Raw genomic sequence first — 25,767 nt, forward strand, 5'->3', positions numbered from 1 at the left:
CCGTCCAGTGGCGGACGGGCAAGCAAGGGTAACAACAACAGGGTCAATGAGGGTTGGAGCAGCTCACCAGAGGGTATGGCGAGGGTGGAGCATTCAGTCAATTACTTATAGATAACCGCAGTACCGCTCAGTTTGTTATTGGTGTTCGCGGAGGTGATGGTGTATCCGCTTGCACCGGCAGCAGCAGCTTTCTCAGCCAGTTTCGCTTCCAGACCGTCCAGAGTGGTCGCGCCTTCAGCACTTACCACACCGAGTTTGTTCATGCTCTGCGCCTGAGATGGAGACACAGGTTCTGCAGCAAAAGCGCCGAAAGACAGAGCGGACAGGGCAACAGCAGCAACAGCATATTTGATGGTTTTCATAATTAATCTCTCGCAGGTGATTCTGTTAAGGGGACGATGTTCCGTCGATGTGATAAGTATCACGTTTTTTTATGCGAGAGAAAATCGAAGAGAATTGACGTGGTTGCTCAAAAAAATTGAATGACAAATAACTTATTGAATATTAATAAATTCAGAGGACGACTTTACACTTCTTGTAGCTGCGCTTTACAGACGCGACGAGAAGGGCACATTTTGCTACGCGGTTCGCAAAAAACCGTGAGCGTAAAGGTAACCGCCTGCGCCGTTAACTTCGGTAAAGGAAAGTCAACGTAGCTGGCTGTCTTTCGATCCCCTGCGATTATATCCTGAGTGAGCGCTATTTTTCGAATCTTTCTCCTGCTGGCAGGCGATGCATAACCGTACGCCCGGTATGGCTTTGCGCCGCGCTTCCGGGATCACTTCTCCGCACTCTTCACATTCATAGAGACTTTCACCGCGCGGAATTTCACCGCGAGCGCGTGCAACCGCATCTTCAATTGTACTGTTGATTTGTTCGTTAACGGCGTCATCATTCGCCCAACCGGAAGCCATGGTTTACTCCTGGAATCTGTTAAACCCTGTTTTTACTATGGGGTGAAAAAACGTGCAGTCAAGGCAGAGAGGAACTGCATCTGTCAGGCAGATGCAGTTTGTTTATAGAAAGAGACGTTATTTATAAATGGTCGCCGTGCCATACATATGGTTATCCCCGCCCGCGGCGTTAACCACGAAACCTTTAGCCCCTTCCTGGCGGGCTTTTTCGGCGAGTTTATTCTGGAGATCGTCAAGGTTACTTGCGCGGCTTACCGAGACGGTGCCCGCAGGCTTAAGCTGGCTGGTGTCTGTATTGTCGGTCAATGACTGTACCGCCATGGCAGAGAATGACGCGGTAGCCAGTGCACCCGCGAGAACAACAAGGGTCAGGTATTTTTTCATAATCACATCCTCATGAGGAAACAACAGGTGATTCCCTTTAAGTTTAGAAGCCTGGCGAGTGTGATTTAGCGCAAAAATTTGATGATGATCTGCTTATTTTTTGAACGATAAAAACTGACGTTTTACTGACAGATCATAGACATAAAGGTGTTTGATTTATGACGGGTTTTTGAGCGTCGCAGAGAAATATTTACCGTTGAGCCTGCAAAGGGTATCTTACGCCGCTGTTTAAAGGAGAAAGCCATGACTTCCCAAAAGCCGGGATTGCACCCACGAAATCGCCATCGTAACCGCTATGACATGAATGCGTTGTGTCAGAGCTGTCCTTCGCTGCAGGACTACATTGTGCAGACACCTGCCGGTGAACCTTCGGTCAACTTTGCCGATCCGCAGGCGGTTAAAATGCTCAATAAAGCCCTGCTGGCACACTATTACGGTGTGGCGCACTGGGATATTCCGGAAGGCTTTCTCTGCCCACCCGTGCCGGGGCGGGCCGATTATCTCCACCATCTTGCCGATCTTCTCGCAGACGATCGCAACGGTGTCATCCCTGAGCAAGCATCCGTGCTTGATATCGGTACCGGGGCGAACCTGATTTATCCGTTGATTGGCGTTCATGAATATCACTGGCGCTTTACCGGCAGTGAAATCGGTAATGAGGCGTTTTCCAGCGCACAGGCGATTATCAACGCCAACCCTGGGTTAAGCCGGTCTGTCCGCTTGCGTCGGCAGAAAGAAGCCGCATCGATCTTCAACGGGATTATCCACAAGAACGAAAGCTACGATGCCACCCTGTGTAACCCACCGTTCCATGACTCCGCGGCCACCGCCCGTGCGGGCAGCGAGCGCAAACGCCGCAATCTCGGTCAGGCGGAAGATGCCGCGCTGAACTTTGGGGGGCAGCAACAGGAACTGTGGTGCGAAGGGGGAGAAGTGGCATTCATCCTGCGAATGATTGAGGAAAGTAAAGTATTTGGCCGTCAGGTTAAATGGTTCACGACGCTGGTATCCCGTGGGGATAACCTGCCCCCCCTCTACCGTGCACTGACCGATGTGGGTGCCGTTAACGTGGTGAAAAAAGAGATGGCGCAAGGCCAGAAGCAGAGCCGCTTTATCGCCTGGTCTTTTATGGACGCTAACAAGCGCAGTAAATAACCCACAGGCAGGCCGGGTAAGGCGACGCCGTTACCCGGTCCCCACGCTATAAGGTGGGCTCCTGTGGCGGTGTGGGGGACGCCGGTGAGGGTAATACCTGGTAGGTCTGCACCGGCATCCGCACCGCGGCCAGGTCAAAGTGTTTTTTCACCATACTGTCGAGCGCAAAGCGCACCGTCCACTGCTTCAGTGGCTGCGTGGTGAACGACACGCGCAGGGTAAATGCCGTGTTCGTCAGGCCGACAATACCGGCAAACGACGGCTCTCCAATCACCAGCCCGCGAATATCCTCCATCGCCATCATCTCTTCCACGGCGTCCCGTAGCGCCTGTTTCGCTTTATCTGCATCTTCATGACGGTCAATGTCGTAGTTGGCCACTACCGAGCCAATGCCTCGGACAAAGTTAGCGAAAGTGGTTATCGATGACCAAGGAATTATGTGGTACGCCCCGGTGTCCTGGCGCACGCCGACGGAACGAATGGACATGCGCTCTACCGTGCCGGTTAACGGCCCAATCGTGACCAGATCCCCGGTGTTCATCCCGTTCTCAAACTGGATAAAGACGCCGGTGATTATATCCTTCACCAGGGTTTGCGAACCAAAGGAGATAGCCAACCCCAGCGCGCCGGCACCTGCCAGCAGTGGCGCGATGTTCACGCCGATTTCCGAGAGCACAATCATGATGGTAATGGTGCTGATAATAACCGCCAGCGCATTGCGAAACAGCGTCAGCAGGGTGCGGGCACGGGCGCTGGGCAGGGGGCGGCCGTGAATGTCGGAGACCAGACGGTTCTCGATAAGGCTCGCCAGCAACGTCCAGCCAACCGCAGAGAAGAAGAGGATCAGCGCGATGCGAATTAAAATATCGACGGTCTTTTCGCCCGCGCCGTTGTGCAGCCAGTTCCAGAAGTCAAACAATCCCCATGCGTTAAGCAACAGCATAATCGCCACGCAGACGGTGAGAATGCGCGCCACTTTCAGTGATACCGAGATCCAGCCGTTGACCCTTTTTTGCAGTTCCGGATAACTGCGCTGCACCTGTGGCGAGAGGGTGAAGGTTTTCGATAGCCAGCGCGACAGCAGGCCAGAGACAAATGCCGCAATGCCAATGATGGCCAGGCTCTTGAACGTCGCCCCCATCATAAATTTCAGGCTGTTGCCCGGGTCGAACAGCGAGAAGAAGCACAACACGATAAAGTAGGCGCTCGCCAGCCAGTGCCACACCAGCGCGAAGGCGCGGATAAAGAGACTGAAAAACGACAGGGAACGATCGGCCAGATGCAGCAAGCTTTGGGTAATGGTCTTTTTGTTATGGAAGATAAGGTACAACGCCCAGACGGTAATGCAGATCATAATCAGCACATTCGCCAGGGCGCCAAACTGCACGTTGACCTGGTTGGAGATGATCGGCACGGCAACCAGCAGACCGTAACCAATCAATCCACTGAGCACGCTGAGGCGCAGCGCCCAGTATCTGGCGCTCTCATCCCGAATCGAGAAGGGACGAAGATCCGGTACGTGCGGGCAAAATATCAAACGCAGCAGCGCCTTAAAGAACTCAATCAGCGCAAAGGCGTTGAGGAAGAGCGCCTGCTGGAAAGCGATGGTTTTATTGCCGGCGTTAAGCCTGTCGGCCAGGACCTGGCCCATAAACAGCGTCAGCGCCAGCAGCAGTAAATCGATGATAAACGCCGACGCTATCATCAGCGGCAGGTGTAACCAGCTGCTTTTCTGCTGGTTCTTCTTGCGCCCCCATTGCCCCATCTTACGGTAGAGCGGCCATGCGCACAGGCGTACCAGCCAGTAAAACAGAAATACAGCGCCCGCCAGCATCAAAAACTGCGTGGCGGCTGTCGTAAACGTATGGGGATTAAACGGTTTATGGGGCGAACCAATCAGGTTGCGATAGAGCTGGGCAAAGCGCGAGGAGAGTTCGCTTCCATAGTGACGGCTCACGTCGGTGACATTTTCCAGCACCGTTTTTTGTTCTTCCACTTGCGGAGGGGTAATTGTCGGCACCGGCTCCTGCGGCGGCGTGGCGGCGACTTTTCGCAACTGTCCGATTAACTCCTGCCGGGAGGTATCGTTTTCAAGCACATCGGCAAGGGCACTGTAGGCGGCTTTTTTCTGTTCAACATCCGGCTCTGGGGGCGGTGTCGTTTGCTGTGTGGCGGTCGTGCCGGTGGTGACGCCGGGGATGGAAACGGCGAACGATGGCGCACAAAACAGGCTAAGCAACAGCAAGATCCACGGCACGGCATCCTCCGGTGAAAATAATGAACAAAAAGATAAGTATAGAGGGCGAGGCGCGCGGGAGGATTTTTGGGAACAATCTGGCGTAAAAAAGCCGGGCATGCCCGGCTCAGAATGGCGTAACTGAAGCGCTTTCAGGAGACGTGCTGCAGGAACTCCTGCAGGCGCTGGCTCGGTGGATTGGCGATCAGCGCTTGTGGGTTACCGTCTTCAGCGATACGGCCCTTATCAATAAAGATCAGGCGGGAAGCCACTTTCTCAGCAAAGCCGATTTCGTGGGTCACGATAACCATCGTCATCCCTTCTTCAGCCAGATCCTGCATGACTTTCAGCACTTCGTGACGCAGTTCCGGGTCAAGCGCCGAGGTTGGCTCATCGAACAGCATCATCTTCGGTTTTACCGCCAGTGCGCGGGCGATAGCCACACGCTGCTGCTGTCCACCGGACAACTCAGAAGGGTAGTGATGAGCACGTTCCGCGAGGCCGACTTTAGCCAGCAGATCTTTAGCCAGCGTTTCCGCCGCCGCTTTGCTGGCGCCACGTACGCGCAGTGGACCAAACATTACGTTTTCCAGCGCCGTCAGGTGCGGGAACAGGTAGAACTGCTGGAACACCATGCCGGCTTCCTGACGAATCAGACGGTCGTCGACTTTCGGGTCATTCACCTTCAGGCCATCGACAATCAGATCGCCGCTGGTGATCTCTTCCAGCTTGTTGATGCAGCGCAGCAGGGTCGATTTACCGGAGCCGGATGGCCCGATAATGACCACCACTTCACCCTGTTTGATGTTCAGATCGATATTGTGCAGCACCTGGGTTGGGCCAAAGTGCTTAGAAACGTTTTTAAATTCAATCACAGGATTTTCATCCTTCTTTCAAGACGACGCAGAACGAAACTCAGAACCAGAGTGATGATCAGGTAGACAACGGCTACCGCACTCCAGATTTCCAGCGCACGGAAGTTGCCCGCAATGATCTCCTGGCCCTGACGGGTCAGCTCAGCAACGCCGATAACGATGAACAGCGACGTATCCTTAATACTGATGATCCACTGGTTTCCCAGCGGTGGCAGCATGCGGCGCAGGGCCAACGGCAGAATGACGTGGCGGATCGTTTCGCGACGAGAAAGGCCTAACGCCAGACCCGCTTCACTGAAACCTTTATGAATCGACAGGACCGCACCACGGGTAATTTCCGCGATATAGGCACCTGAGTTGATCATAATGGTCACGACAGCGGCGCTGAACGGGTCAATGCGCAGGTCGGTGAAAGCCATTGGCAGGGCGAAGTAGATGAACATGACCTGAACGACAATTGGGGTGCCGCGGATCACTTCGATGAAAACCAGTGCGATGTGGTTTGCAATCCAGCCGCCGTAGGTGCGGGCGAAACCGGCGACAAGACCGATAATCAACCCACCAACCAGACCGAGGACCGAAATCCACAGGGTCATTTTAGCGCCTTCAAGCAAGATAGGAATGGCAGGCCAGATGGCGCTCCAGTCAAACTGCATGATAGTTTCCTGTTACTGTTACCGTGTTTCTAAAATAGCAGGGGCGAAAGGTCGCCCCCGAGTGAACGTCATTTTTAAGAATTATTATTTAGGCTCGGTACCGAACCATTTTTTATAGATTTCGTTGTAGGTGCCGTTCTCTTTCAGGGTTTTCAGCGCGCCGTTAACTTTCGTACGCAGGTCGTCGCTGCCTTTCGGGAACGCAATACCGTACTGCTGGGCTTCCAGAGAATCACCGACGGCTTTGAACTTGCCGTTGCCCGCCGTTTTGATGAAGTACAGGATGTTAGGGGTATCGTGCAGCACCGCGTCAGCACGGTTGGTACCCAGCTCCATGTAGGCGTTATCGATGTTCGGGAACTGACGCAGGTCTTTGGTTTTGATGTTTGCTTTCGCGTAATCAACAGAACCGGTACCGCCTTTCACCGCAACGACTTTACCGTCGAGGTCTTTCACGCTTTTTACATCGTTATTATCGGCTTTCACCATCACCAGCAGGCCGCTTTTGTAGTAGCCGTCAGAGAAGTCGATCGCTTTTTTACGTTCTTCAGTAATGGTGATACCGGCCAGGGCCAGATCAACGTTTTTCGTTTGCAGTGCCGGGATGATGCCGCTGAAGTCCATTGGCTTCAGGGTGTAATCCAGTTTGAGTTCTTTTGCGATAGCAGCCCACAGATCAACATCAAAGCCAACGTACTTATCACCCTGTTTGAATTCAAACGGAACGAACGCCGTGTCGGTCGCCACAACCAGTTTGTCGGCAGCCTGGGAAGAGACCGCAAAAGCCAGGGTAAGTGCAGCCAGTGAAACTTTTAATACAGACTTCATAGCATTTCCTTTTATATCCACGGGGCGATCCCCTGCGAGAACGAGTGGCACAATGAAAAAATCGTGCCAACTTTACAAGCTGTTGTTTTACAAAGGGGATGATGTCATGCATTGCACAGAAAACGGGGCAATGAACTTTTATTGCACCAAAGTGGAGCACCGTTTTGGTGCGCGTCATTTGGCTCAACAGACGAAGCGTTATTTAGCGTAAATTCTGACGAAAAAACAATCTTCCGTTAACGGTTGTGTGAGGTGATTATTACAATTTTTTCACTTTTGCAGCGTCTCAGGCCAAAAACGTGCACCATAGATGTGCAAAACCCTCACCGGAGGGCGAGGGTTGTATAGGAAATTCTTATGAATTATTCGATGTTGGACTCAATGAACCACAGGAACTGGTCCAGGTCGCGGGAAGCGGCGGTGAAGATATCGGCTGTATCTTCGTCTTTCGCTTCGCCGATAGCTTTACGCACATCATTAGCCACTATCGCGTAGCGGTCTGCCAGCTCTTTCAGGTGATCCTGAACGGTATGGATATCCAGCGGATAACTTTTCAGTGGCGTCTTGCTGTTAATTACCTGCGTGGTACCCAGTGCCACACCGCCTAACTGTACGGCACGTTCGGCCATGGTATCGAGGTGGGTAACCAGTGCTGTGCGGAAGCCATCCAGCATTTCATGAACGGCAATAAAGTTTGCACCGCGCATATTCCAGTGGGCCTGTTTGGTGATCAGCGAAAGATCGATGAACTGGATCACCTGGCGATTCAGCAACTCAATGGTCGCTTTTTTGTCGCTATCCGATACATCGTTACGGGTATAAAGCAGATTAGACGCTTTCGTTTTCACCAGTTTAGCGGTACTCATAATCTCATATCCTCTTGATGTTTGTGTCCCAGGTAATTGCGGGATTAAGTATAGCACCGGATTTTTTCCCTGCGGGGAGGCTCTGCCTATCAGTTTAATAGCGAGAAGGACGTTGTGTTTACAATGGTATGAAATTAAAGGGATTATTTAAAATTGATGCAGATCAATCCTAATTCAGGAAAACGTTATCGACAGCGGGGGAAATATTTCACGAAGAGTGCAAAGTATGTAAAAAAATATTTTAAACGGGAAACTGGCCTTTATTCTGCATGGCTATAAAGCCACGCAGAATATAGGGCGCTAATTGAGGTCAATTTTCTCAACTTTAGGTTCCGGGCGCATCGTTAGCGTTGAGCCCATTGAGGCGGCGATAATCGAACACAGGGCCAGCGTCTGGGTGAAGGTCAGGGTTTCCCCGAGGAAGACCATCCCTGACAGGGCGGCGAGCGCGGGCTCCATGCTCATTAGCGTGCCGAAAATGCGCGTCGGCAGGCGCGTAAGGGCTATCATCTCTAAAGAGTAGGGAAGTGCTGTGGAAAGAATGGCGACCGCCAGCCCGATGGGCATGACTGACCATTGCCAGATGGACTCGGTGGCCTGAGCCATACCCACCGGCACAAAGATGATAGCGGCAATCAATGAACCGAGTGCCACCGTCGCCGGGCCATGCTCTTCCCCGGCGCGCTGTCCGGTCAATATATAGATAGCCCAGCAGGCACCCGCCCCCAGAGCCAGCGCCGCGCCTGTGAGATCGATCTCTGAGACGCTCTGGCCCAGCGGCAGCAGGAACCACAGGCCAAGAACGGCTAAAATTACCCAGATAAAGTCAACGGGACGACGGGACGAGAAAAGCGCTACCGCCAGCGGGCCAGTAAACTCCAGTGCCACGGCAATCCCCAACGGAATTGTCTGGATGGAGAGATAGAACATGTAGTTCATCGCTCCCAGGGACAGCCCGTAAAAAAGCAGCGGTAAGCGTTGTTCTTTTTTAAAGCGTAAACGCCAGGGTTTGAAAATCACCACCAGGATCGCGGTTCCGAGGGCAATACGCAGGGCCGTGACCCCAGGCGCACCGACCAGCGGAAAGAGAGATTTGGCCAGCGAGGCACCGCTTTGAATGGACAACATGGCGATGAGTATGACGACAACCGGCAACCAGACCGACGACGAGCGGGATAACCCAGGCATCCTTTCTCCTGTCAACTTATGTCAAATGAAGTAAAGGTTGCAGTGTAAAGGAAATAAGCTGCAACGGTTGAGAGACCGTTGAAAAAAAACGTGTAAATTCCGTAAAATGGTTAAGCGCTGGTGGATTTATCGCCTGTCAGATTAGGAATAATCTGGATGAATGTAACGGCGCAGACGCGCAGTATGAGCGTTTTATAGCGAAAATTGTATGTGATTTGAATGAGATAGCTGACGCTGGAAACGTTCTGTTACAGGAAAGGTTCAGTTAGACATCACGAATCACAAAGAGTTTCGCAAATTTTTTTGATATATTTAAAACTTACGGACTTACTTGAAGCACATTTGAGGTGGTTATGAAAAAAATTGCATGTCTTTCAGCACTGGCCGCTGTACTGGCTGTTTCCGCAGGTACCGCTGTAGCTGCTACTTCTACTGTAACTGGTGGTTACGCTCAGAGCGATATGCAGGGCGTGATGAACAAAGCTAACGGTTTCAACCTGAAGTATCGTTACGAGCAGGATAACAACCCACTGGGCGTGATCGGTTCTTTCACCTACACCGAGAAAGATCGTTCTGAAAACGGCGCATACAACAAAGGCCAGTACTACGGCATCACCGCTGGTCCAGCTTACCGTCTGAACGACTGGGCAAGCATCTACGGTGTTGTAGGTGTTGGCTACGGTAAATTCCAGCAGACCGAAAACCAGGGTCTGAACCGCACTGCAAGCAACAGCGACTACGGCTTCTCCTATGGCGCGGGTCTGCAGTTCAACCCAATCCAGGACGTCGCTCTGGACTTCTCTTATGAGCAGAGCCGTATCCGCAACGTTGACGTTGGCACCTGGATCGCGGGCGTAGGTTACCGCTTCTAATCACTTCGGTGAGCCAGTAAAAAATCCGCCCAATGTGGCGGATTTTTTTTTACGTTAACCCCTCGCCTTGCAGGAGAGGGTAGCAGATTGCCCGGATTATTTACTCTTAATATCGAAGATATCGGTTCCCAGATGGTTATAGTCAACTTTCTGTAACTTGAAGTTGGTAATGTAAACTGGGGGAGCCTTCTTGTTAGAGACAAACGGGTACGCATTTTTTATCTGCTGTGCCGAAATCCCCGTCCACTGCGAGAAGAAGGTCAGGAAATCATTGGCCGAACGCCGCGCTTTAATAATGCGATGCGTTTTATCATCACTCGACACAACCATAAACGGTACCTGGAAGTTCTGCTGGAACTTGTCGTCGTGCGCCAGATACTGCACCTCTTTACCGCGCTCTTTAAACGCCAGCCCGTGATCCGAGAAGTAGACCATCGAGAAACTGTCACCCGTATTGCGTAACTGATCGTACAGTTTGCTGAGCAGGTCGTCGGTTTGCGTCATGGTGTAGAGATAGCATGAGGTCTCTTTGGACTGCACAAACTCTGCGTATTTACCGCCGGTCCGATCGCAGGCCTGCGGGTGAGACCCCATCAGGTGCAGAACAATCAGCTGCGGCTGGGTACGCGGAGAGGCAAAGACCTGCGCCGTCATTTTCAGCAACGCTTCATCTTTCGTATTCTTGTCCGCTTCAAAATCACCGTTCTTCAGGAACTGCACTTCGTCGGCGCGTCTGGCGATACTGGCAATGGCCGTATCGTATTCGCCAATTTGCCCCTGATTGGAGAACCACCAGGTCTGGAAACCTGCGCGGTTCGCCAGGGTAACAAAGTTATCCTGAAACTGGGGTTTGTCGTCGACCACCCGATTTAGCGTCAGGCCGAGAGATTTCTGCGTTGAGCCGCTGGCCGCAACATAATCGGTAAACAGGGTGCCTTTGACCGAACTGGCGAACGGCGTGTTGTCCCAGTGTCCGCCAAAGGCTCCCATGGCGTCGCGACGTGCACTTTCACCAATCACCACCACATAGGTGTGATATTTGGGTTTCACGGCCAGCACGTTCCAGGTGTCTTTCATATTTGAAAGCTCAGCCATACGTGCCTGTTCGTCGAGCACCTCTTTATTGTTAACGACGACGTCTTTCACAAAACGGAACACCGGATAGCCGGTATCCTTCAGCTTGAACACCCCACCCCAGGCCAGGTTTTGTACTGGTGCGACAAAGAATGCCACCACGCTGAACGCCAGGCACAGGTGCTCAATTTTTCCCCACGTTTTTTTCTCTTCCGCTTTACGGCGAACGGCTATCACGCCAAGGGCAAAGATAAAGAGGCCGACCACGTAGCTGTACCAGGGGAAGATCGTCAGGATCTCTGTCGACTCTTCCATATTGGTCGAGTGCAGCGCCAGCAGGGTATTAAAGTTCGGCGAGCCGTAAGCCTGACCAAACGGGAAATAGAGTGCAGCGACCAGAGAACAGATTCCGACTAACGTTTTTTGCGCGCGCGGAGCCGTTCGCCACAGCACATGCAATATGCAGGTAAAGGCCACGGCATAGAGCAGGCTAAAGGGATAGCCCAGCGCAAAGTTAATCAGTAATGACTGCAAAAAGTAAAATCCCGTCCACGGGCTTAAGGCCCGGCTACGGGTAACAACGGTGTCTATCAGGGTTAAATTCATAGGTCACTATCATGGATAAAAACGCCATGTGCTCACCCTGGCGTCAAGGGTCATAACCTGCCTGACAGTGCGTGGAGAGGGAATGAGGGTCCGCTTCAGCGAGCCGCAAATTGTGCAGGGCTGCAAGAAGATAGTGCGAGCGCTAAATAATAGCAACAGTTGCTAAGCAGATGTTTTGCGAAGGGGATTGCAAATCCGTAAAAAAGATCGGGAATAGGGCGGCTGAAAGCCAGTGTACAGAGGGTTTGTGACGGAAAAATGAAGCGGCGTACCGCAACGCCGCTTAGTGGGAAGGTTTGTCGTCCTGATGCGGGGGTTTGTTGTTAAACATATCGCACAGCATGTTCAACAGCATCAGGCGTACTTTAAAGGGAGAGTGGGTAAACACGTTCATACACCTCTTGAATTCGTTCATGAGACCTCCTGATTTTTGATCCCTTCGATCCGTGAAGGGTGACTGCATTACATACAGATATAGCACAGGCTATATTGTATAGCTATGGCTATTTCGTTAATTTTTTGTGCTTGTAGAGGGATGGTTTACAATGTGCGCTCTCGATACCGGGCGCTGGAAGCGTCACCCCACTGAGGAAGTACAATGAACCGTCGCGCAGGTAAGCCAACAATCAGAAAAACGACGCAACTGGTGAATGTTGAAGAACATGTCGAAGGTTTTCGCCAGGTACGTGAAGCGCACCGTCGTGAGCTGATTGATGACTATGTTGAACTGATTTCCGATTTGATTCGCGAGGTCGGGGAGGCGCGCCAGGTGGATATGGCTGCACGGCTGGGCGTTTCCCAACCGACAGTGGCAAAAATGTTAAAACGTCTGGCCTCCGTGGGCCTGATTGAAATGATCCCCTGGCGCGGCGTCTTTCTGACGCCGGAAGGGGAGAAACTCGCCCAGGAGAGTCGCGAGCGCCACCAGCTCGTCGAAAACTTCTTACTGGTGCTGGGCGTAAGCCCGGAAATTGCCCGCCGGGACGCGGAAGGAATGGAACACCACGTCAGCGAAGAGACGCTGGTTAAGTTTCGCGAATTTACCCTTAAATATGGTCCCTCCGCTGAATGAACATCCCCGGACTGCAGGCCCTGGCACGCGATCGTTTCTTCCATCTCTTATTCATCATTGGCGCAGTACTGAGCATCTTTGTGCCGTTTGCGCCACACACCTGGCCTGCGGTGATTGACTGGCGCACCATCATTACCCTCAGTGGCCTGATGATGCTCACCAAAGGGGTAGAGTTGAGCGGCTATTTTGACGTCCTGGGACGTAAAATGGTGCGCCGCTTTGCCACTGAACGCCGCCTGGCGCTGTTTATGGTGTTCTCTGCTGCGGTGCTGTCGACGTTTCTGACCAACGACGTGGCGCTGTTTATCATCGTGCCACTCACGCTCACGTTGCGTAAGCTCTGCGAGATCCCGGTTAGCCGGCTGATCATTTTCGAGGCGCTGGCCGTTAACGCCGGTTCGCTTCTGACCCCTATCGGCAACCCACAAAATATTCTCCTCTGGGGACGCTCCGGGCTGTCGTTTGCCGCTTTTACCTGGCAGATGGCTCCGCTGGCGCTGGTGATGATGGTGTCGCTGCTGGCGGTCTGCTGGTTCGCGTTCCCGGTCAAAAAACTGCAGTACCACAGCGGTACCACGGGCCCGCAGTGGCAGCCGCGTCTGGTGTGGAGTTGTCTGGCGCTGTACATCGTTTTCCTGTTCGCGCTGGAACTGAAGTATGAACTGGCGGGCGTACTGCTCGTCGCCGCCGGTTTTTTATTCCTGGCGCGGCGCGTGCTGGTCAGCGTGGACTGGACGTTACTGCTGGTCTTTATGGTGATGTTTATTGATGTGCATCTGCTTATCCAGCTTCCGGTACTGCAACACGTTTTGCACAGCGTCAGTGGCCTGTCGCAGCCGGGATTGTGGCTCACGGCGATTGGTCTGTCACAGTTCATCAGCAACGTGCCTTCCACCATTTTACTCCTCAACTACGTTCCCCCTGACACGCTGCTGGCGTGGGCGGTGAATATCGGCGGGTTTGGGCTGCTGCCCGGTTCGCTTGCTAACCTGATTGCCCTGCGTATGGCTAACGATCGTCGTATCTGGTGGCGTTTCCATGTCTGGTCGATCCCGATGCTGATTTGGGCCGCGGCGATCGGTTTCGGAATTTTCCTTCTCATATAGTGCGCAATTTGTCAGTTTTTCCTGGCAAACGTATAGCAACGTCCTAGCTTTAGTGAACGGCATAGTGTGATGCCGCTCACTGACAGGACTGTTGCTGACCTATGGCTGAAGATCAAAACCTGCCTGCTGACGAGCAGGAAAACAACACTAAACAGCGTAAGCGCCCGGGCAAAAAACCGTTAATCATCCTTGGCATTGTCGTGGTGGTGATGGTTATCGTGGCGCTGGTCTGGTGGTTTTTAACCCGTAACGAAGAGACCACTGACGACGCCTTTACCGACGGTGATGTGGTGACGATTGCCCCGAAAACGGCAGGCTATGTCACCGAGCTGCGCGTGCGCGATAACCAGCGGGTGAAAAAGGGTGACCTGCTGGTGGTTATCGATCCGCGTGATACCACCGCCCAGCGCGATCAGGCGCAGGCCCAGCTTGGGCTGGCGATCGCCCAGCTGCATCAGGCTCAGGCGCAGCTGGCGCTGTCAAAAGTCCAGTATCCCGCTCAGCGTGATGAAGCTAAAGCGCAGGTGATTAAAGCGCAGGCCGATCTGGCCAATGCGCAGGCGGAGTATCGCCGCCAGCGAGGCGTTGACCCGCGAGCGACCACCCAGCAAAGTATTGATACCGCCAATGCCCAGCTGCGCAGTGCCCAGGCGGGCCTGGCAAGTGCGCAGGCGCAGCTTGAAGTGGCGGAGCAGGTACAGCTGCAGATCCGCCAGCAGGAAACCAATGTGGAAGCGCGTCAGCGCCAGGTCGATCAGGCCAAAGCGCAGCTGGAAACCGCGACGCTGAACCTCTCTTACACCGAAGTCCGCGCCCCGTTTGACGGTTTTGTCACTAAACGCAACGTCCAGCCCGGCACCCTGGTGCAGGCGGGTACCGCGCTGTTTTCACTGGTCTCTCCGAATGTGTGGGTGGTGGCGAACTTTAAAGAGTCGCAGCTCGAACGCATGAAGCCGGGCGATAAGGTCGAGGTGTCCGTGGATGCCTGGCCGGATATGGCGCTCGAAGGCCATGTCGACAGTATTCAACAGGGCAGCGGCTCGCGTTTCTCCGCCTTCCCGTCGGAAAACGCTACCGGTAACTTTGTCAAAATCGTTCAGCGCGTGCCGGTGAAGATCGTGATTGATAAAGGGCTGGATCCCAACAAACCGCTGCCGCTTGGGCTGTCGGTTGCACCGAAGGTGACAGTGGAATGACGGATCACAGCCACGACAACTGGCGACCTGCCAGTAATCCGTGGGCGGTGGCGATTGTGGTCACGCTGGCGGTGTTTATGGAGATCCTCGACACCACTATCGTTAACGTGGCACTCCCGCATGTGGCCGGGTCGCTCTCGTCCAGCTACGACGAATCCACCTGGGTATTGACCAGCTACCTGGTGGCAAACGGCATAGTGCTGCCGATATCGGCTTTCCTGAGCCGGGTTTTTGGCCGCAAGCAGTTCTTCCTCATCTGCATCGTGATGTTCACCGTCTGTTCGTTCCTGTGCGGGATCGCCACCGAGCTGTGGCAAATCATTCTTTTTCGCGTAATGCAGGGCTTTTTCGGCGGGGGGCTGCAGCCCACGCAGCAGTCGGTGCTGCTCGACTACTTTAAACCTGAGGACCGGGGTAAAGCGTTTGGTCTGTCGTCAATCGCCATTATCGTTGCGCCGGTACTTGGCCCAACGCTGGGCGGCTGGATCACCGATAACTACTCCTGGCGCTGGGTTTTCTTCATCAACATTCCAGTGGGGATTGTAACGGTGCTGGCGATCTACCAGCTGCTGGAAGACCCGCCATGGGAAAGCAAATCGAAAGAGAAGCTGTCTATCGACTGGACGGGGATTGGCCTGATCGCGCTGGGGCTGGGCTGCCTGCAGGTGATGCTCGACCGGGGAGAAGATGAGGACTGGCTTTATTCGAACTTTATTCGCACCTTCGCCGTGCTGACGCTCATCGGCATTATTGGAGCGATTTACTGGCTGATGTATGCCAAAAAACCGGTGGTAGATCTGCACTGCATGAAAGATCGCAACTTCGCCATCTCCAGCCTGCTGATGGCGGGCATGGCGATGATTCTGTACGGCAGTTCGGTGGTGATTCCGCAGCTTGCACAGCAGGACCTGGGCTATACCGCCACCTGGTCCGGGCTGGTGCTTTCGCCGGGCGCCGTGTTGATCGTATTGACTATCCCGCTGGTGCTGAAGCTGATGCCGGTGGTGCAGACGCGCTGGATTATCGCTTTCGGTTTTACCTGCCTGGCGGTGTCGTTCTTCTGGTCACGTACGCTGACCCCGGATATCGATTTCGAAACGCTGGTGCTGTTCCGCAGCGCCCAGTCGATAGGGCTTGGGTTCCTGTTTGTTCCTCTCACCACCATTGCTTTTATTTCGATACCGAGGCGGCTGAACGCCGATGCGGCGGCGCTGTTTACCATGTTCCGCAACGTGGCGGGCTCAATTGGCATCTCGCTTTCTACGGCGGCCATTACCGAACGTTCCCAGGCGCACAGCGCGCATCTGGCCTATCACGCGTCACCGTTTAATGAACAGTTCCAGCTGGCGATACGCGAAAGCGCGCAGGCGATCCAGAACTTCACCACTCAGGTCGGGGACCCTACCGGTATCGCCACCGGGCGCATGTACCAGACCATGATCGAGCAGTCGCGCTTCCTGGCGTATATCGACGTGTTCACCATTCTGAGCGTGGTAGCCATGTTACTGATTCCGTTTTGTTTGTTGCTCTCGCCGGTTAAGAGCGAGGGGAGTGCAGGAGCACATTGATGATACACAGACGTTTAACCCCCCTGATGATCATGCTGCTGGCAGGCTGCGCCGTGGGGCCGGATTACCAGCCGCCGGCATCGCAGACCCCGACACACTGGAACGACCCGGGTGACAGCGGCGTGAAGTCAAAAACGGCCTCGACGGCAACCAACCCACGCTGGTGGAAAACCTTCGGTTCACCGCAGCTGGACAGCCTGATAGAGCGCGCGATCGCGGGAAATTTATCCCTGCAGCAGACGGTATTGCGTATTGCCGGGGCGCGCGAACAGATTAACCAGGCGGGTGGGGCGTTTTACCCTTCCGTAAACGGTAATCTGCAGGCCACGCGCCAGCAGCTTGGGCTGGAGGGAGAGCTGAAATCCCACGGCGTGTACGACCAGCTTGATAACGTGGATCCTGAACTTAGGGGCGCGCTAGGGCCGCTGACGCAGCCAATCAATCTTTACCAGGGGAGCTTCGATGCGCAGTGGGAAATCGACCTGTGGGGCAAGGTGCGCCGACAGGTAGAGGCTGCCGAAGCGCAGCAGAAAGCGGCGATAGAGCAGCGTAACGACGCGCTGGTGTCGCTGGAGGCGGAAGTGGCGCGCGCATGGCTGCAGCTGCGGGGGGCGCAGAGCATCATTGCCACGCTGAACACCCAGATTAAGAGCGCGCAACAAACCCTGGAACTCACCGAAAGCCGCCAGCGGGGCGGGCTGTCACCGCAGATGGACGTTGAAAATGCGCGTGCCCAGTTGGGGAACCTCGAAGCGCAGCTTCCTCAGTATCAGGCCCAGGCACGGCAGGCAATGAATGGCCTCGCGATTTTACTCGGCAAGCCGCCGGGGGCGCTGGATGCGGAGCTGCAGTCGGCGCAGCCGATGCCCGCCCTGCCGGATATCGTACAAACGGGTATCCCCTCCACGCTGGCCCGTCGTCGTCCTGACGTACGCGAGGCGGAAGCCAACCTCCACGCCGCCACGGCGCAAATTGGCGTTTCCGTGGCGCAGCTGTTCCCGAGCTTTACCCTCTCCGGGCAGTTTGGTCTGCGAAACAGCGAAACCAACTGGCTGACGGACTGGAGCAGCCACTTCTACAGCTTCGGCCCGCAGGTCTCGATACCGATTTTCCAGGGCGGAAGACTGGTGTCGAGCGTGAAGGTGGCGCGTGCGCAGCAGGGCGCGGCAGTGCTCGACTACCGCCAGACGGTGCTCACCGCGCTCGGGGACGTAGAGAATGCGCTGGTGAGCTACCGCACCGATCAGCAGCGTGAAGCCGGCCTTGCTAAAACCATCGATGCGTTGCAAAACGCGTTCGATTTGGCAAGCGACAGCTACCGGCAGGGGATCGCCAGCTTTATTGACGTGCTGGATGCCCAGCGGCAGCTGGCGCAGGCGCAGCAGCAACGCGCGCAGGCGCAGGTACAAAGTGCTCTCGATCTGGTGGCGCTCTACAAAGCGCTGGGCGGCGGCTGGGAGCCGTATCAGCAGGTGCAATTACCGGATTACAAGGTCTTTGGTGAGGCTCCGCGCGGATAAGATTCAGAGGATTGGGCAAGAAACGGACAGGAACACCACATTCGCGATGGCTATGGGGCGGGTATAACTATCGGGTACCCATCGAACGACATGCGAGGATTATCTTATGCGTTATCAAAAACTGGGCAATACCGGTCTGTTTGTGTCTGAACTGTGCCTTGGCACCATGACCTTCGGCGGAGAAGGCGGCATGTGGGGCAAGATTGGTCAGCTGCAGCAAAGTGAAGCCGAGCAGCTGGTGGGCCGTGCACTGGATGCCGGAATTAATTTCATCGATACCGCGGATGTGTATTCGGAAGGGCGCTCGGAGGAGATCACCGGCCAGGCGCTGAAGAACCTGAAAATTCCGCGCGAAAATGTGGTGGTTGCCACCAAAGTGTTTGGCGAAACGGGCACGGCCGGGGTGAACTCCCGCGGCAGTTCGCGCTATCACATCATCAGTAGCGTCAAAGAGAGCCTGCGCCGTCTGCAGCTCGATCATATCGATCTGTATCAGCTCCACGGTTTTGACCCGGCAACCCCTGTCGAAGAGATGCTCTACGCGCTGGATAACCTGGTACAGCATGGGCACGTGCGTTATATCGGCGTCTCTAACTGGGCGGCGTGGCAGATTGCCAAAGCGCTGGGCATTTCCGAACGCCTTGGACTGGCGCGTTTTGCTTCGCTGCAGGCGTATTACACCATCGCCGGGCGCGATCTGGAGCGTGAACTGATACCGATGATGCAGAGTGAAGGCGTCGGGTTGATGGTCTGGAGCCCACTGGCAGGCGGTCTGCTTAGCGGAAAATATGGCCGTGACGGGCAGAGTGAATCCGGCGGTCGCCGCCTGGAATTTGACTTCCCGCCGGTGAACAAAGAGCGTGCTTTCGATTGCGTGGATGTGATGCGCACCCTGGCCGAGCGCAAAGGTGTCTCTGTGGCGCAAATTGCGCTGGCGTGGTTGCTGCATCAGAAGGCCGTAACCAGCGTCATTATTGGTGCCAAACGTGTCGACCAGCTGGACGACAACATTGCCGCCACCGGGATCCGTTTAAGCGAAGACGAGCTTAAACAGCTTGATGCCGTCAGCGCGCTGCCGCGCGAATACCCGGGCTGGATGCTGGAGCGGCAGGGTGAATATCGTCGTCATCAGCTCGCACAACAATAACCGTCCTTCCCCCCGGTCTCGCTTCGCTGACCGGGTTTTTTTCCCGCCTTGCTCACAAAAAACGATCCTCCTCTTTGATTGATTTTTCGTCTTCGCCTATATGACTAGTCATGAAATTTTAAATGACTAGTCATATAGGGAGCGATCATGAATCAATTTCTGCCAGCCAATTTTTTATGGGGCAATTCCGTATCCAGTATGCAGACGGAAGGGGCCTGGAATGAGGGAGGAAAGGGAATGTCGGTATATGACATTCGCGAAGCCGGGGAGAACGTTTCTGACTGGAAAGTCGCGACCGATTCCTACCACCGCTATCGGGAAGATTTCGACCTGATGCAGGATCTGGGCATGAACTGCTACCGCTTTCAGATCGCCTGGAGCCGCGTATGTCCACAGGGCGACGGTGACTTCAACGACGAAGGTATCGCCTTTTATGACCGCTTTATTAACGATTTAATTGCCCGCGGCATTGAGCCGATGATCTGCCTCTACCACTTCGATATGCCGCTGGCGCTGGCGCAGGAGTACAACGGTTTTAACGATCGCCGTGTGATGGACGCGTTTATCCGCTACGGCAAAAAGATGATCGACTGTTACGGCGACCGGGTGAAGTACTGGCTGACGTTTAACGAGCAGAACATCTTCCACATGCCGGAAGCCTTCCGGATCTCGGGCTATATGAAAGGCGAGAAAACCCTGCGCGAGCTGTATGAACTGCAGCACCACACCATGGTCGCGCATATGACCCTGACCGAATACCTGCACCAGACCCGTCCGGGCCAGCTGATGGGCGGTATGCTGGCGCACCAGCTGGTCTATCCGGCGACCTGTAAACCGCGTGATATCTTCTGCGCCCAGCAGTATGACGAATTCCTTAACCAGAACCTGCTGCGCGTCTTTGCCGGCCAGGGTTACAGCCCGGCGGTGATGGCGGTCGTGGAACAACAAGGTTTTGCGGATATCTACCGCGCTGAGGATCTTGCGCTGCTGGCGCGTACCAAAAACGACTATATGGCCTTCAGCTACTACGCCAGTAAAACCCTCGACAGTGATGCGATCCCCGAAGGAACGCCGGTCAACGATTACCTTCTGCACGGTGATAAAAATAACCCGTACCTGAAAGCGACCGAATGGAACTGGCAGATTGATCCGCTGGGCTTTCGCACCATCATCACCCGCTATTACAACGACTGGCGTATGCCGGTATTCCCGATTGAAAACGGTATTGGGGTGATCGAGTCCTGGGACGGTGTGAATCCGATTGAAGATACCTACCGTATTGACTACCACCGGGCGCATATCGAGGCGATGAAACAAGCCATGTTTGAGGATGGCGCAGAGGTGATCGGTTACCTCGGCTGGGGCTTAATCGACATTCTGAGTTCACAGGGAGACATGCGTAAGCGTTACGGCGTGGTCTATGTGAACCGTGAAAACCACGACCTGAAAGACTTAAAGCGCGTGCCGAAGAAGAGCTACGCATGGTTGAAACAGGTTATCCATACCAACGGACGCGAGATGTAAGCCGTACGCTGCCGGGCCGTTTTTGTGACTGATTGAAGGGAAATATCCGCTATGTCTGATACAAAAATAACACCGCATATGCAGTCTTTTGTCGACAGATTTGTTGAGTTCTCGGCGCGCCTGGCAAACCAGGTGCACCTGCGTTCCCTGCGCGATGCCTTCGCCACGGTCATGCCCATTTTCATCCTTGCCGGTCTGGCGGTGCTGGTGAATAACGTGGTATTCCCATGGATTTTTGAAGGCGACACGCTGGCGCATTTTAAGGTGTGGGGCGAGGCGATTATTAACGGTACGCTGAATATCGCCGCGCTGTTGCTGGCACCGATGATTGCCTGGTCGCTGGCACGCAACAAAGACTTCGACAACCCGGTCTCGGCAGTGGTTATCGCCATCAGCAGTTTTATCATTATGATGCCGATGCGCTTACAGCTTACGCCCGTCGGCAGCGACGCCACGGTGAACGTCACGCAGGTGCTGACGTTCTCCAATATTGGCTCAACCGGCATTTTTGCCGGGGTGCTGATTGGTCTGCTCTCAACGGAACTGTTTATCGCCATTTCTCGTCTGAAAGCGCTGCACATTTCTTTAGGTGAAAATGTACCGCCGGCGGTCAGTAAATCGTTTACCGCGCTGATCCCGACGATCCTGACGCTTTCCCTGTTTGCCATACTGGCCGCGCTTCTGGCGAACGTGTTGCACACGGATCTCATCCATCTGATCACCACTTTTATTCAGCAGCCGCTGCGCCTGATCAATACCAGCCTGCCGGGCACGATTTTTATCTATAGCTTTGGTAACTTCCTGTTCACGCTTGGGATCCATCAGTCAGTGGTTAACAGCGTGGTGCTGGAGCCGTTTCTGCTGATCAACACCAACGAGAATATGCTGGCCTTTGCCAACGGTCAGCCTGTCCCACATATCATCAACAATATCTTTGTACCGACCTTTGGTATGGTGGGGGGCACCGGCAGCACGATTTCCCTGTTGATTGCCATTTTCGTCTTCTCACGGCAAAAATCGGCGAAACAGGTGGCCCGTTTGTCGCTGGCGCCGGGTCTGTTTAACATCAACGAGCCGGTCATTTTTGGCCTGCCGATTGTGTTCAACCTGCCGCTGATGATCCCCTTTGTGCTGCTACCTGCCATAGGTATCTGGTTTGCGTGGTTCTGTACTACCCTGGGGTTAATGTCGCGCTGTGTGGTTATGATCCCGTGGACAACTCCGCCCATTCTGAGCGCCTGGCTGGCAACGGCAGGGGACTGGCGCGCCGTGGTCGTGCAGTTGGCAATCATTGTATTTGGTGTATTCTTCTACCTGCCTTTCCTCAAAATTGCCGAGAGAGTGGCATTAAAAAACAGCGGGACAGAAAACTAACAGAAAGGAAGGACGATGGCGGCGAAGTACATCACCATAGCGCGGGAAATTAAGAAACGCATTATTAGCTCGCAATACGCCGCCAACGAACCGCTCCCGGACCAGTTTGCCCTGGCGGCGGAGTTCAGCACCAGCCGGATGACCATACAGCAGGCCATACGCCAGTTAATCGTGGAAGGGCTGATCTATACCCGTCAGGGGCAGGGGACGTTTATCCGCAAAAATTTCCTGCAACTCTCGCAGTGGGATCTTTCCGGCAGCGACTACTTCGGCGCAACAAAAACCTGGGAGCATCTGGGCACCGTTTCCAGCGTCGTGGTCCATTTCGAGTTGCGCTTTCCGAACGAGAAGGAGCAGGCCTCGCTGATGATTAACGCCGATGCGCCTGTCTATGACTTTGTTCGGCTGCGTCTGCTCAACGGTGAGCCGATGTCGCTGGACTCCACCGTAATGCCGCTTAATCTGGTGCCCGGTCTGAATAAAAGCCATCTTGAAGGCTCCGTGTTCCGCTACGTGCAGGAGACGCTGGGGCTGAAAATCATGGGGTCGTACCGGGTGGTGCGGGCGCTAAAACCGAACGCGCTGGATATGCAACACCTTATCTGCGAGCAGACCGATCCGGTGCTTGAGGTGGAGCAGGTTATCTATCTGGAGGATGGCACACCGCTTGAGTATGCCCACTGTCACTACCGTTACGACCACGGCGGGATAGTTATCGTCAATAACGGATAAAAAAAGCGGGCATCAGAGCCCGCTTTTTTATTCTCAGACCCGGTCAGCAAAGCGCCACCGGGCAGAGGGTCAGTTCAGACGCACTGGCATACCAGAACGGTTCTGAACGGCCTGGTCAACAATCGCTGTCTCTACATCCGGCTGAGAGGTCACGGACTGCACCGCGCTGTTCAGCGTAACCGGAACGATTTCGTTGTTGTTGATCTGGTCTTCGCTGGTGGACAGCGGGTTGTGTACTTCAATGTAACGGCTGCCATCCGGCTCAGACGTCGCTTTAACCGGTTCGTTGATGAACTGGACGCGGGTTCCGACCGGCACGTTTTCGAACAGGAATTTGATGTCTTCGTTACGCAGACGTACGCAGCCGTGGCTTACGCGCAGGCCGATACCGAAGTTGGCGTTGGTCCCGTGAATCGCGTACAGACGGCCAATGTACAGCGCGTACAGACCCATTGGGTTATCCGGGCCTGCCGGTACAACGGCTGGCAGGGGTTCACCCGCAGCGATGTACTCCGCGTGCATTTTGGCGGTTGGCGTCCAGGTTGGGCCTGCTTTCTTACGCTCAACTTTGGTCGTCCAGTTCATTGGGGTGTCTTTACCCAACTGGCCGATACCGATTGGCAGCACGATAACCGTGTTGGTGCCTTTCGGGTAGTAATACAGACGCATTTCCGCGCTGTTGATGACGATACCTTCATGGACGGTATCCGGCAGGATCAACTGCTGAGGAATGTTCAGCACGGTACCGGCTTTAGGCAGATACGGGTCAACACCCGGATTCGCTTCCAGCATGTTAGACAGGCCCAACTGGTACTGCGCCGCGAAATATTCCAGTGGCTGAGCGTTACCTTCAGGCACCGTGACCACCTGGTTTTGACCAACCAGACGGCTACCGTCTGTCGGCAGCGGATAAGTCACCGCAGAAGCGGTTTTGCAAAAACCTACTACGGCTAACGCCGCCGCAAAAAGCGTTGTTAATTTCATGTTCATGTTGTGCGAGGTATCTAAGCCATTCCGGCGATGAGTTGATAAGTCTGAATCTTGATGGGAGCGCATTATATGTGCATTCCCGCTAACAGGGAATTCAGATGTGTACGAAATCACATTTTTTTCGATTTTGTTAAAGTTTAGCGGATTGCCGCAACGCGGGATCTCAATTCGGAATTGTGGCATAATGCCGTGTTTATCACACTTTTCGCAGGAATCTCCCCGTGTTAGTTACCAGCAACGTCACTATGCAGTTTGGCAGTAAGCCGCTGTTCGAAAACATTTCCGTCAAATTTGGCGGCGGCAACCGTTACGGCCTGATTGGCGCCAACGGTAGCGGTAAATCTACTTTTATGAAAATCCTCGGCGGTGATTTAGAGCCGACGCTGGGCAACGTTTCGCTCGATCCAAACGAGCGCATCGGTAAGCTGCGTCAGGATCAGTTCGCCTTTGAAGAGTTCACCGTCCTTGACACCGTTATCATGGGACACGCGGAGCTGTGGGAAGTGAAGCAGGAGCGCGATCGCATCTACGCTCTGGCGGAGATGAGCGAAGAAGATGGCTACAAAGTGGCCGATCTCGAAGTGCTGTACGGCGAAATGGATGGCTACTCTGCGGAAGCGCGTGCGGGCGAGCTGCTGCTGGGGGTGGGTATTCCGGTAGAACAACATTACGGCCCGATGAGCGAAGTCGCGCCAGGCTGGAAACTGCGTGTTCTGCTGGCGCAGGCGCTGTTCTCTAATCCGGATATCCTGCTGCTCGACGAACCAACGAACAACCTGGACATCGACACCATCCGCTGGCTGGAGCAGACGCTGAACGATCGCGACAGCACCATGATCATCATCTCGCACGACCGCCACTTCCTGAACATGGTGTGTACACACATGGCGGACCTGGACTACGGCGAGCTGCGCGTTTATCCGGGCAACTACGACGAGTACATGACGGCAGCCACGCAGGCGCGTGAACGTCTGCTGGCGGATAACGCCAAGAAGAAAGCCCAGATTGCTGATCTGCAGTCTTTCGTCAGCCGCTTCAGCGCGAACGCCTCTAAATCTCGCCAGGCGACCTCTCGTGCGCGTCAGATTGACAAGATCAAGCTTGATGAAGTGAAAGCGTCCAGCCGTCAGAACCCATTCATCCGCTTCGAGCAGGACAAGAAACTGTTCCGTAATGCGCTGGAAGTGGAAGCCCTGGCTAAAGGTTTTGAAAACGGTCCGCTGTTTAAAAACTTTAACCTGCTGCTGGAAGTGGGCGAGAAAATTGCCATTCTGGGTGCCAACGGCGTGGGTAAATCCACCCTGCTGAAAACCCTGGTCGGCGAACTGCAGCCGGATAACGGTACCGTGAAGTGGTCTGAAAACGCGCAGATTGGTTACTACGCACAGGACCATGAATACGAGTTCGAAAACGACCTGACCGTCTTCGACTGGATGAGCCAGTGGAAGCAGGAAGGCGATGACGAGCAGGCGGTGCGCAGCATTCTCGGTCGTCTGTTGTTCAGCCAGGACGACATCAAGAAGCCTGCTAAAGTGCTTTCCGGTGGTGAAAAAGGGCGCATGCTGTTCGGCAAGCTGATGATGGAAAAACCCAATATCCTGGTGATGGATGAACCGACTAACCACCTGGATATGGAATCTATCGAATCGCTGAACATGGCGCTGGAGATGTATCAGGGGACTCTGATCTTCGTCTCTCACGACCGTGAATTCGTCAGCTCGCTGGCGACCCGCGTGATCGAAATTACGCCTGAGCGCGTGGTGGACTTCACCGGTAACTACGAAGATTACCTGCGCAGTAAAGGTATCGAGAGTTAAAAAAAGCCCGGTGGCGCTACGCCTACCGGGCCTGTGTTTGATGCCCTCTCCCGGTGGGAGCGGGCAT

Annotated in this window: 24 protein-coding genes; 12 read left to right on the top strand and 12 right to left on the bottom strand. The window is 54.3% G+C overall.

Annotated elements, in window-relative coordinates; all coding sequences use genetic code 11:
* Window positions 1-101 precede the first annotated feature (101 nt).
* The 3 genes from ybiJ to mcbA all read right to left on the bottom strand — a co-directional run bounded on the left by ybiJ (window position 102) and on the right by mcbA (window position 1,298).
* Entirely contained in the window at window positions 102-362 is a 261-nt protein-coding gene (ybiJ, locus tag HV242_RS06760; protein WP_020884917.1) for a DUF1471 family protein YbiJ, read from the bottom strand.
* A gap of 285 nt (window positions 363-647) precedes the next feature.
* On the bottom strand, window positions 648-914 hold the full coding sequence (locus HV242_RS06765) for a DksA/TraR family C4-type zinc finger protein (RefSeq protein WP_014169247.1): 267 nt from the start codon (window positions 912-914) through the stop codon (window positions 648-650).
* Window positions 915-1,031: 117 nt separating this feature from the next.
* Window positions 1,032-1,298: a DUF1471 family periplasmic protein McbA gene (gene mcbA / locus HV242_RS06770; protein WP_032677729.1), complete on the bottom strand. Its 267-nt coding sequence runs from the start codon at window positions 1,296-1,298 to the stop codon at window positions 1,032-1,034.
* A 243-nt stretch (window positions 1,299-1,541) separates the two neighbouring features.
* Between mcbA and rlmF the strand changes: the two genes are divergently transcribed.
* On the top strand, window positions 1,542-2,453 hold the full coding sequence (gene rlmF / locus HV242_RS06775) for a 23S rRNA (adenine(1618)-N(6))-methyltransferase RlmF (RefSeq protein WP_063858342.1): 912 nt from the start codon (window positions 1,542-1,544) through the stop codon (window positions 2,451-2,453).
* Between the two features lie 46 nt (window positions 2,454-2,499).
* Here rlmF and ybiO read toward each other — a convergent pair whose 3' ends face one another.
* The 6 genes from ybiO to rhtA all read right to left on the bottom strand — a co-directional run bounded on the left by ybiO (window position 2,500) and on the right by rhtA (window position 9,102).
* Window positions 2,500-4,710 (bottom strand): mechanosensitive channel protein, encoded by a 2,211-nt coding sequence (gene ybiO / locus HV242_RS06780; RefSeq protein WP_050737359.1) that lies wholly within the window; start codon window positions 4,708-4,710, stop codon window positions 2,500-2,502.
* 131 nt (window positions 4,711-4,841) lie between these two features.
* Entirely contained in the window at window positions 4,842-5,564 is a 723-nt protein-coding gene (gene glnQ, locus HV242_RS06785; RefSeq protein ID WP_014169252.1) for a glutamine ABC transporter ATP-binding protein GlnQ, read from the bottom strand.
* On the bottom strand, window positions 5,561-6,220 hold the full coding sequence (gene glnP / locus HV242_RS06790) for a glutamine ABC transporter permease GlnP (RefSeq protein WP_014169254.1): 660 nt from the start codon (window positions 6,218-6,220) through the stop codon (window positions 5,561-5,563). The genes glnQ and glnP overlap by 4 nt, the downstream gene beginning before the upstream one ends.
* An 84-nt stretch (window positions 6,221-6,304) precedes the next feature.
* Window positions 6,305-7,048, bottom strand: a complete 744-nt coding sequence (glnH, locus tag HV242_RS06795; protein ID WP_014883108.1) for a glutamine ABC transporter substrate-binding protein GlnH — start codon at window positions 7,046-7,048, stop codon at window positions 6,305-6,307.
* A gap of 362 nt (window positions 7,049-7,410) precedes the next feature.
* Entirely contained in the window at window positions 7,411-7,914 is a 504-nt protein-coding gene (gene dps, locus HV242_RS06800; protein ID WP_010428924.1) for a DNA starvation/stationary phase protection protein Dps, read from the bottom strand.
* Window positions 7,915-8,214: 300 nt separating this feature from the next.
* Window positions 8,215-9,102, bottom strand: coding sequence for a threonine/homoserine exporter RhtA (rhtA, locus tag HV242_RS06805; protein WP_025204622.1), 888 nt, complete (start codon window positions 9,100-9,102; stop codon window positions 8,215-8,217).
* Between the two features lie 353 nt (window positions 9,103-9,455).
* On the opposite strand from rhtA, the gene ompX reads away from it, so the two are divergent.
* Entirely contained in the window at window positions 9,456-9,974 is a 519-nt protein-coding gene (gene ompX, locus HV242_RS06810) for an outer membrane protein OmpX (RefSeq protein WP_020884910.1), read from the top strand.
* Window positions 9,975-10,070: 96 nt separating this feature from the next.
* On the opposite strand, the gene HV242_RS06815 is transcribed toward ompX, so the two are convergent.
* Window positions 10,071-11,654: a phosphoethanolamine transferase gene (locus tag HV242_RS06815; protein ID WP_025204621.1), complete on the bottom strand. Its 1,584-nt coding sequence runs from the start codon at window positions 11,652-11,654 to the stop codon at window positions 10,071-10,073.
* 283 nt (window positions 11,655-11,937) lie between these two features.
* Window positions 11,938-12,069 carry a manganase accumulation protein MntS gene (gene mntS, locus HV242_RS06820; RefSeq protein WP_020884908.1) on the bottom strand — a complete coding sequence of 44 codons (132 nt, stop codon included), beginning with the start codon at window positions 12,067-12,069 and terminating at the stop codon, window positions 11,938-11,940.
* Between the two features lie 183 nt (window positions 12,070-12,252).
* Here mntS and mntR point away from each other — a divergent pair, with 183 nt between their 5' ends.
* The 9 genes from mntR (at window position 12,253) to HV242_RS06865 (ending at window position 22,893) form a co-directional block, all read left to right on the top strand.
* Complete coding sequence (gene mntR / locus HV242_RS06825; RefSeq protein ID WP_014169260.1) at window positions 12,253-12,726, top strand: manganese-binding transcriptional regulator MntR; 474 nt, start codon at window positions 12,253-12,255, stop codon at window positions 12,724-12,726.
* Window positions 12,723-13,832 carry an anion transporter gene (locus HV242_RS06830; protein ID WP_040016987.1) on the top strand — a complete coding sequence of 370 codons (1,110 nt, stop codon included), beginning with the start codon at window positions 12,723-12,725 and terminating at the stop codon, window positions 13,830-13,832. The genes mntR and HV242_RS06830 overlap by 4 nt, the downstream gene beginning before the upstream one ends.
* Before the next feature lie 101 nt (window positions 13,833-13,933).
* Window positions 13,934-15,028 carry an HlyD family secretion protein gene (locus tag HV242_RS06835; protein WP_020884906.1) on the top strand — a complete coding sequence of 365 codons (1,095 nt, stop codon included), beginning with the start codon at window positions 13,934-13,936 and terminating at the stop codon, window positions 15,026-15,028.
* A complete protein-coding gene (locus HV242_RS06840; RefSeq protein ID WP_050737357.1) occupies window positions 15,025-16,596 on the top strand; it encodes a DHA2 family efflux MFS transporter permease subunit in 1,572 nt (523 codons plus the stop codon). Before HV242_RS06835 ends, HV242_RS06840 begins: the two co-directional genes overlap by 4 nt.
* Window positions 16,596-18,116: an efflux transporter outer membrane subunit gene (locus tag HV242_RS06845; protein WP_025204620.1), complete on the top strand. Its 1,521-nt coding sequence runs from the start codon at window positions 16,596-16,598 to the stop codon at window positions 18,114-18,116. The genes HV242_RS06840 and HV242_RS06845 overlap by 1 nt, the downstream gene beginning before the upstream one ends.
* Before the next feature lie 106 nt (window positions 18,117-18,222).
* On the top strand, window positions 18,223-19,263 hold the full coding sequence (locus HV242_RS06850) for an aldo/keto reductase (protein WP_014169266.1): 1,041 nt from the start codon (window positions 18,223-18,225) through the stop codon (window positions 19,261-19,263).
* A gap of 147 nt (window positions 19,264-19,410) precedes the next feature.
* A complete protein-coding gene (locus tag HV242_RS06855) occupies window positions 19,411-20,787 on the top strand; it encodes a glycoside hydrolase family 1 protein (protein ID WP_032681380.1) in 1,377 nt (458 codons plus the stop codon).
* Between the two features lie 51 nt (window positions 20,788-20,838).
* Window positions 20,839-22,161, top strand: coding sequence for a PTS sugar transporter subunit IIC (locus HV242_RS06860; RefSeq protein ID WP_050737356.1), 1,323 nt, complete (start codon window positions 20,839-20,841; stop codon window positions 22,159-22,161).
* Between the two features lie 15 nt (window positions 22,162-22,176).
* A complete protein-coding gene (locus HV242_RS06865; RefSeq protein WP_032677739.1) occupies window positions 22,177-22,893 on the top strand; it encodes a GntR family transcriptional regulator in 717 nt (238 codons plus the stop codon).
* A gap of 69 nt (window positions 22,894-22,962) precedes the next feature.
* Here the strand turns inward: HV242_RS06865 and ldtB are convergent, their stop codons facing one another.
* On the bottom strand, window positions 22,963-23,883 hold the full coding sequence (ldtB, locus tag HV242_RS06870) for a L,D-transpeptidase (protein ID WP_025204618.1): 921 nt from the start codon (window positions 23,881-23,883) through the stop codon (window positions 22,963-22,965).
* Between the two features lie 221 nt (window positions 23,884-24,104).
* On the opposite strand from ldtB, the gene HV242_RS06875 reads away from it, so the two are divergent.
* Window positions 24,105-25,700, top strand: a complete 1,596-nt coding sequence (locus tag HV242_RS06875) for an ABC-F family ATPase (RefSeq protein ID WP_014169271.1) — start codon at window positions 24,105-24,107, stop codon at window positions 25,698-25,700.
* Window positions 25,701-25,767 lie beyond the last annotated feature (67 nt).

The organism is Enterobacter sp. RHBSTW-00593 (assembly GCF_013784105.1).
Lineage (GTDB): Bacteria > Pseudomonadota > Gammaproteobacteria > Enterobacterales > Enterobacteriaceae > Enterobacter > Enterobacter ludwigii.

What these genes read in the sequence shown, in the direction of transcription:
- dps (WP_010428924.1), bottom strand. Translation starts at nt 7,914, where the DNA reads ATGAGTACCGCTAAACTGGTGAAAACGAAAGCGTCTAATCTGCTTTAT.
- glnH (WP_014883108.1), bottom strand. Translation starts at nt 7,048, where the DNA reads ATGAAGTCTGTATTAAAAGTTTCACTGGCTGCACTTACCCTGGCTTTT.
- mntS (WP_020884908.1), bottom strand. Translation starts at nt 12,069, where the DNA reads ATGAACGAATTCAAGAGGTGTATGAACGTGTTTACCCACTCTCCCTTT.
- ldtB (WP_025204618.1), bottom strand. Translation starts at nt 23,883, where the DNA reads ATGAACATGAAATTAACAACGCTTTTTGCGGCGGCGTTAGCCGTAGTA.
- mcbA (WP_032677729.1), bottom strand. Translation starts at nt 1,298, where the DNA reads ATGAAAAAATACCTGACCCTTGTTGTTCTCGCGGGTGCACTGGCTACC.
- ybiJ (WP_020884917.1), bottom strand. Translation starts at nt 362, where the DNA reads ATGAAAACCATCAAATATGCTGTTGCTGCTGTTGCCCTGTCCGCTCTG.
- glnP (WP_014169254.1), bottom strand. Translation starts at nt 6,220, where the DNA reads ATGCAGTTTGACTGGAGCGCCATCTGGCCTGCCATTCCTATCTTGCTT.
- HV242_RS06840 (WP_050737357.1), top strand. Translation starts at nt 15,025, where the DNA reads ATGACGGATCACAGCCACGACAACTGGCGACCTGCCAGTAATCCGTGG.
- mntR (WP_014169260.1), top strand. Translation starts at nt 12,253, where the DNA reads ATGAACCGTCGCGCAGGTAAGCCAACAATCAGAAAAACGACGCAACTG.
- HV242_RS06835 (WP_020884906.1), top strand. Translation starts at nt 13,934, where the DNA reads ATGGCTGAAGATCAAAACCTGCCTGCTGACGAGCAGGAAAACAACACT.
- HV242_RS06765 (WP_014169247.1), bottom strand. Translation starts at nt 914, where the DNA reads ATGGCTTCCGGTTGGGCGAATGATGACGCCGTTAACGAACAAATCAAC.
- HV242_RS06850 (WP_014169266.1), top strand. Translation starts at nt 18,223, where the DNA reads ATGCGTTATCAAAAACTGGGCAATACCGGTCTGTTTGTGTCTGAACTG.
- ompX (WP_020884910.1), top strand. Translation starts at nt 9,456, where the DNA reads ATGAAAAAAATTGCATGTCTTTCAGCACTGGCCGCTGTACTGGCTGTT.
- HV242_RS06845 (WP_025204620.1), top strand. Translation starts at nt 16,596, where the DNA reads ATGATACACAGACGTTTAACCCCCCTGATGATCATGCTGCTGGCAGGC.
- rhtA (WP_025204622.1), bottom strand. Translation starts at nt 9,102, where the DNA reads ATGCCTGGGTTATCCCGCTCGTCGTCGGTCTGGTTGCCGGTTGTCGTC.
- HV242_RS06830 (WP_040016987.1), top strand. Translation starts at nt 12,723, where the DNA reads ATGAACATCCCCGGACTGCAGGCCCTGGCACGCGATCGTTTCTTCCAT.
- HV242_RS06855 (WP_032681380.1), top strand. Translation starts at nt 19,411, where the DNA reads ATGAATCAATTTCTGCCAGCCAATTTTTTATGGGGCAATTCCGTATCC.
- HV242_RS06860 (WP_050737356.1), top strand. Translation starts at nt 20,839, where the DNA reads ATGTCTGATACAAAAATAACACCGCATATGCAGTCTTTTGTCGACAGA.
- HV242_RS06865 (WP_032677739.1), top strand. Translation starts at nt 22,177, where the DNA reads ATGGCGGCGAAGTACATCACCATAGCGCGGGAAATTAAGAAACGCATT.
- HV242_RS06815 (WP_025204621.1), bottom strand. Translation starts at nt 11,654, where the DNA reads ATGAATTTAACCCTGATAGACACCGTTGTTACCCGTAGCCGGGCCTTA.
- rlmF (WP_063858342.1), top strand. Translation starts at nt 1,542, where the DNA reads ATGACTTCCCAAAAGCCGGGATTGCACCCACGAAATCGCCATCGTAAC.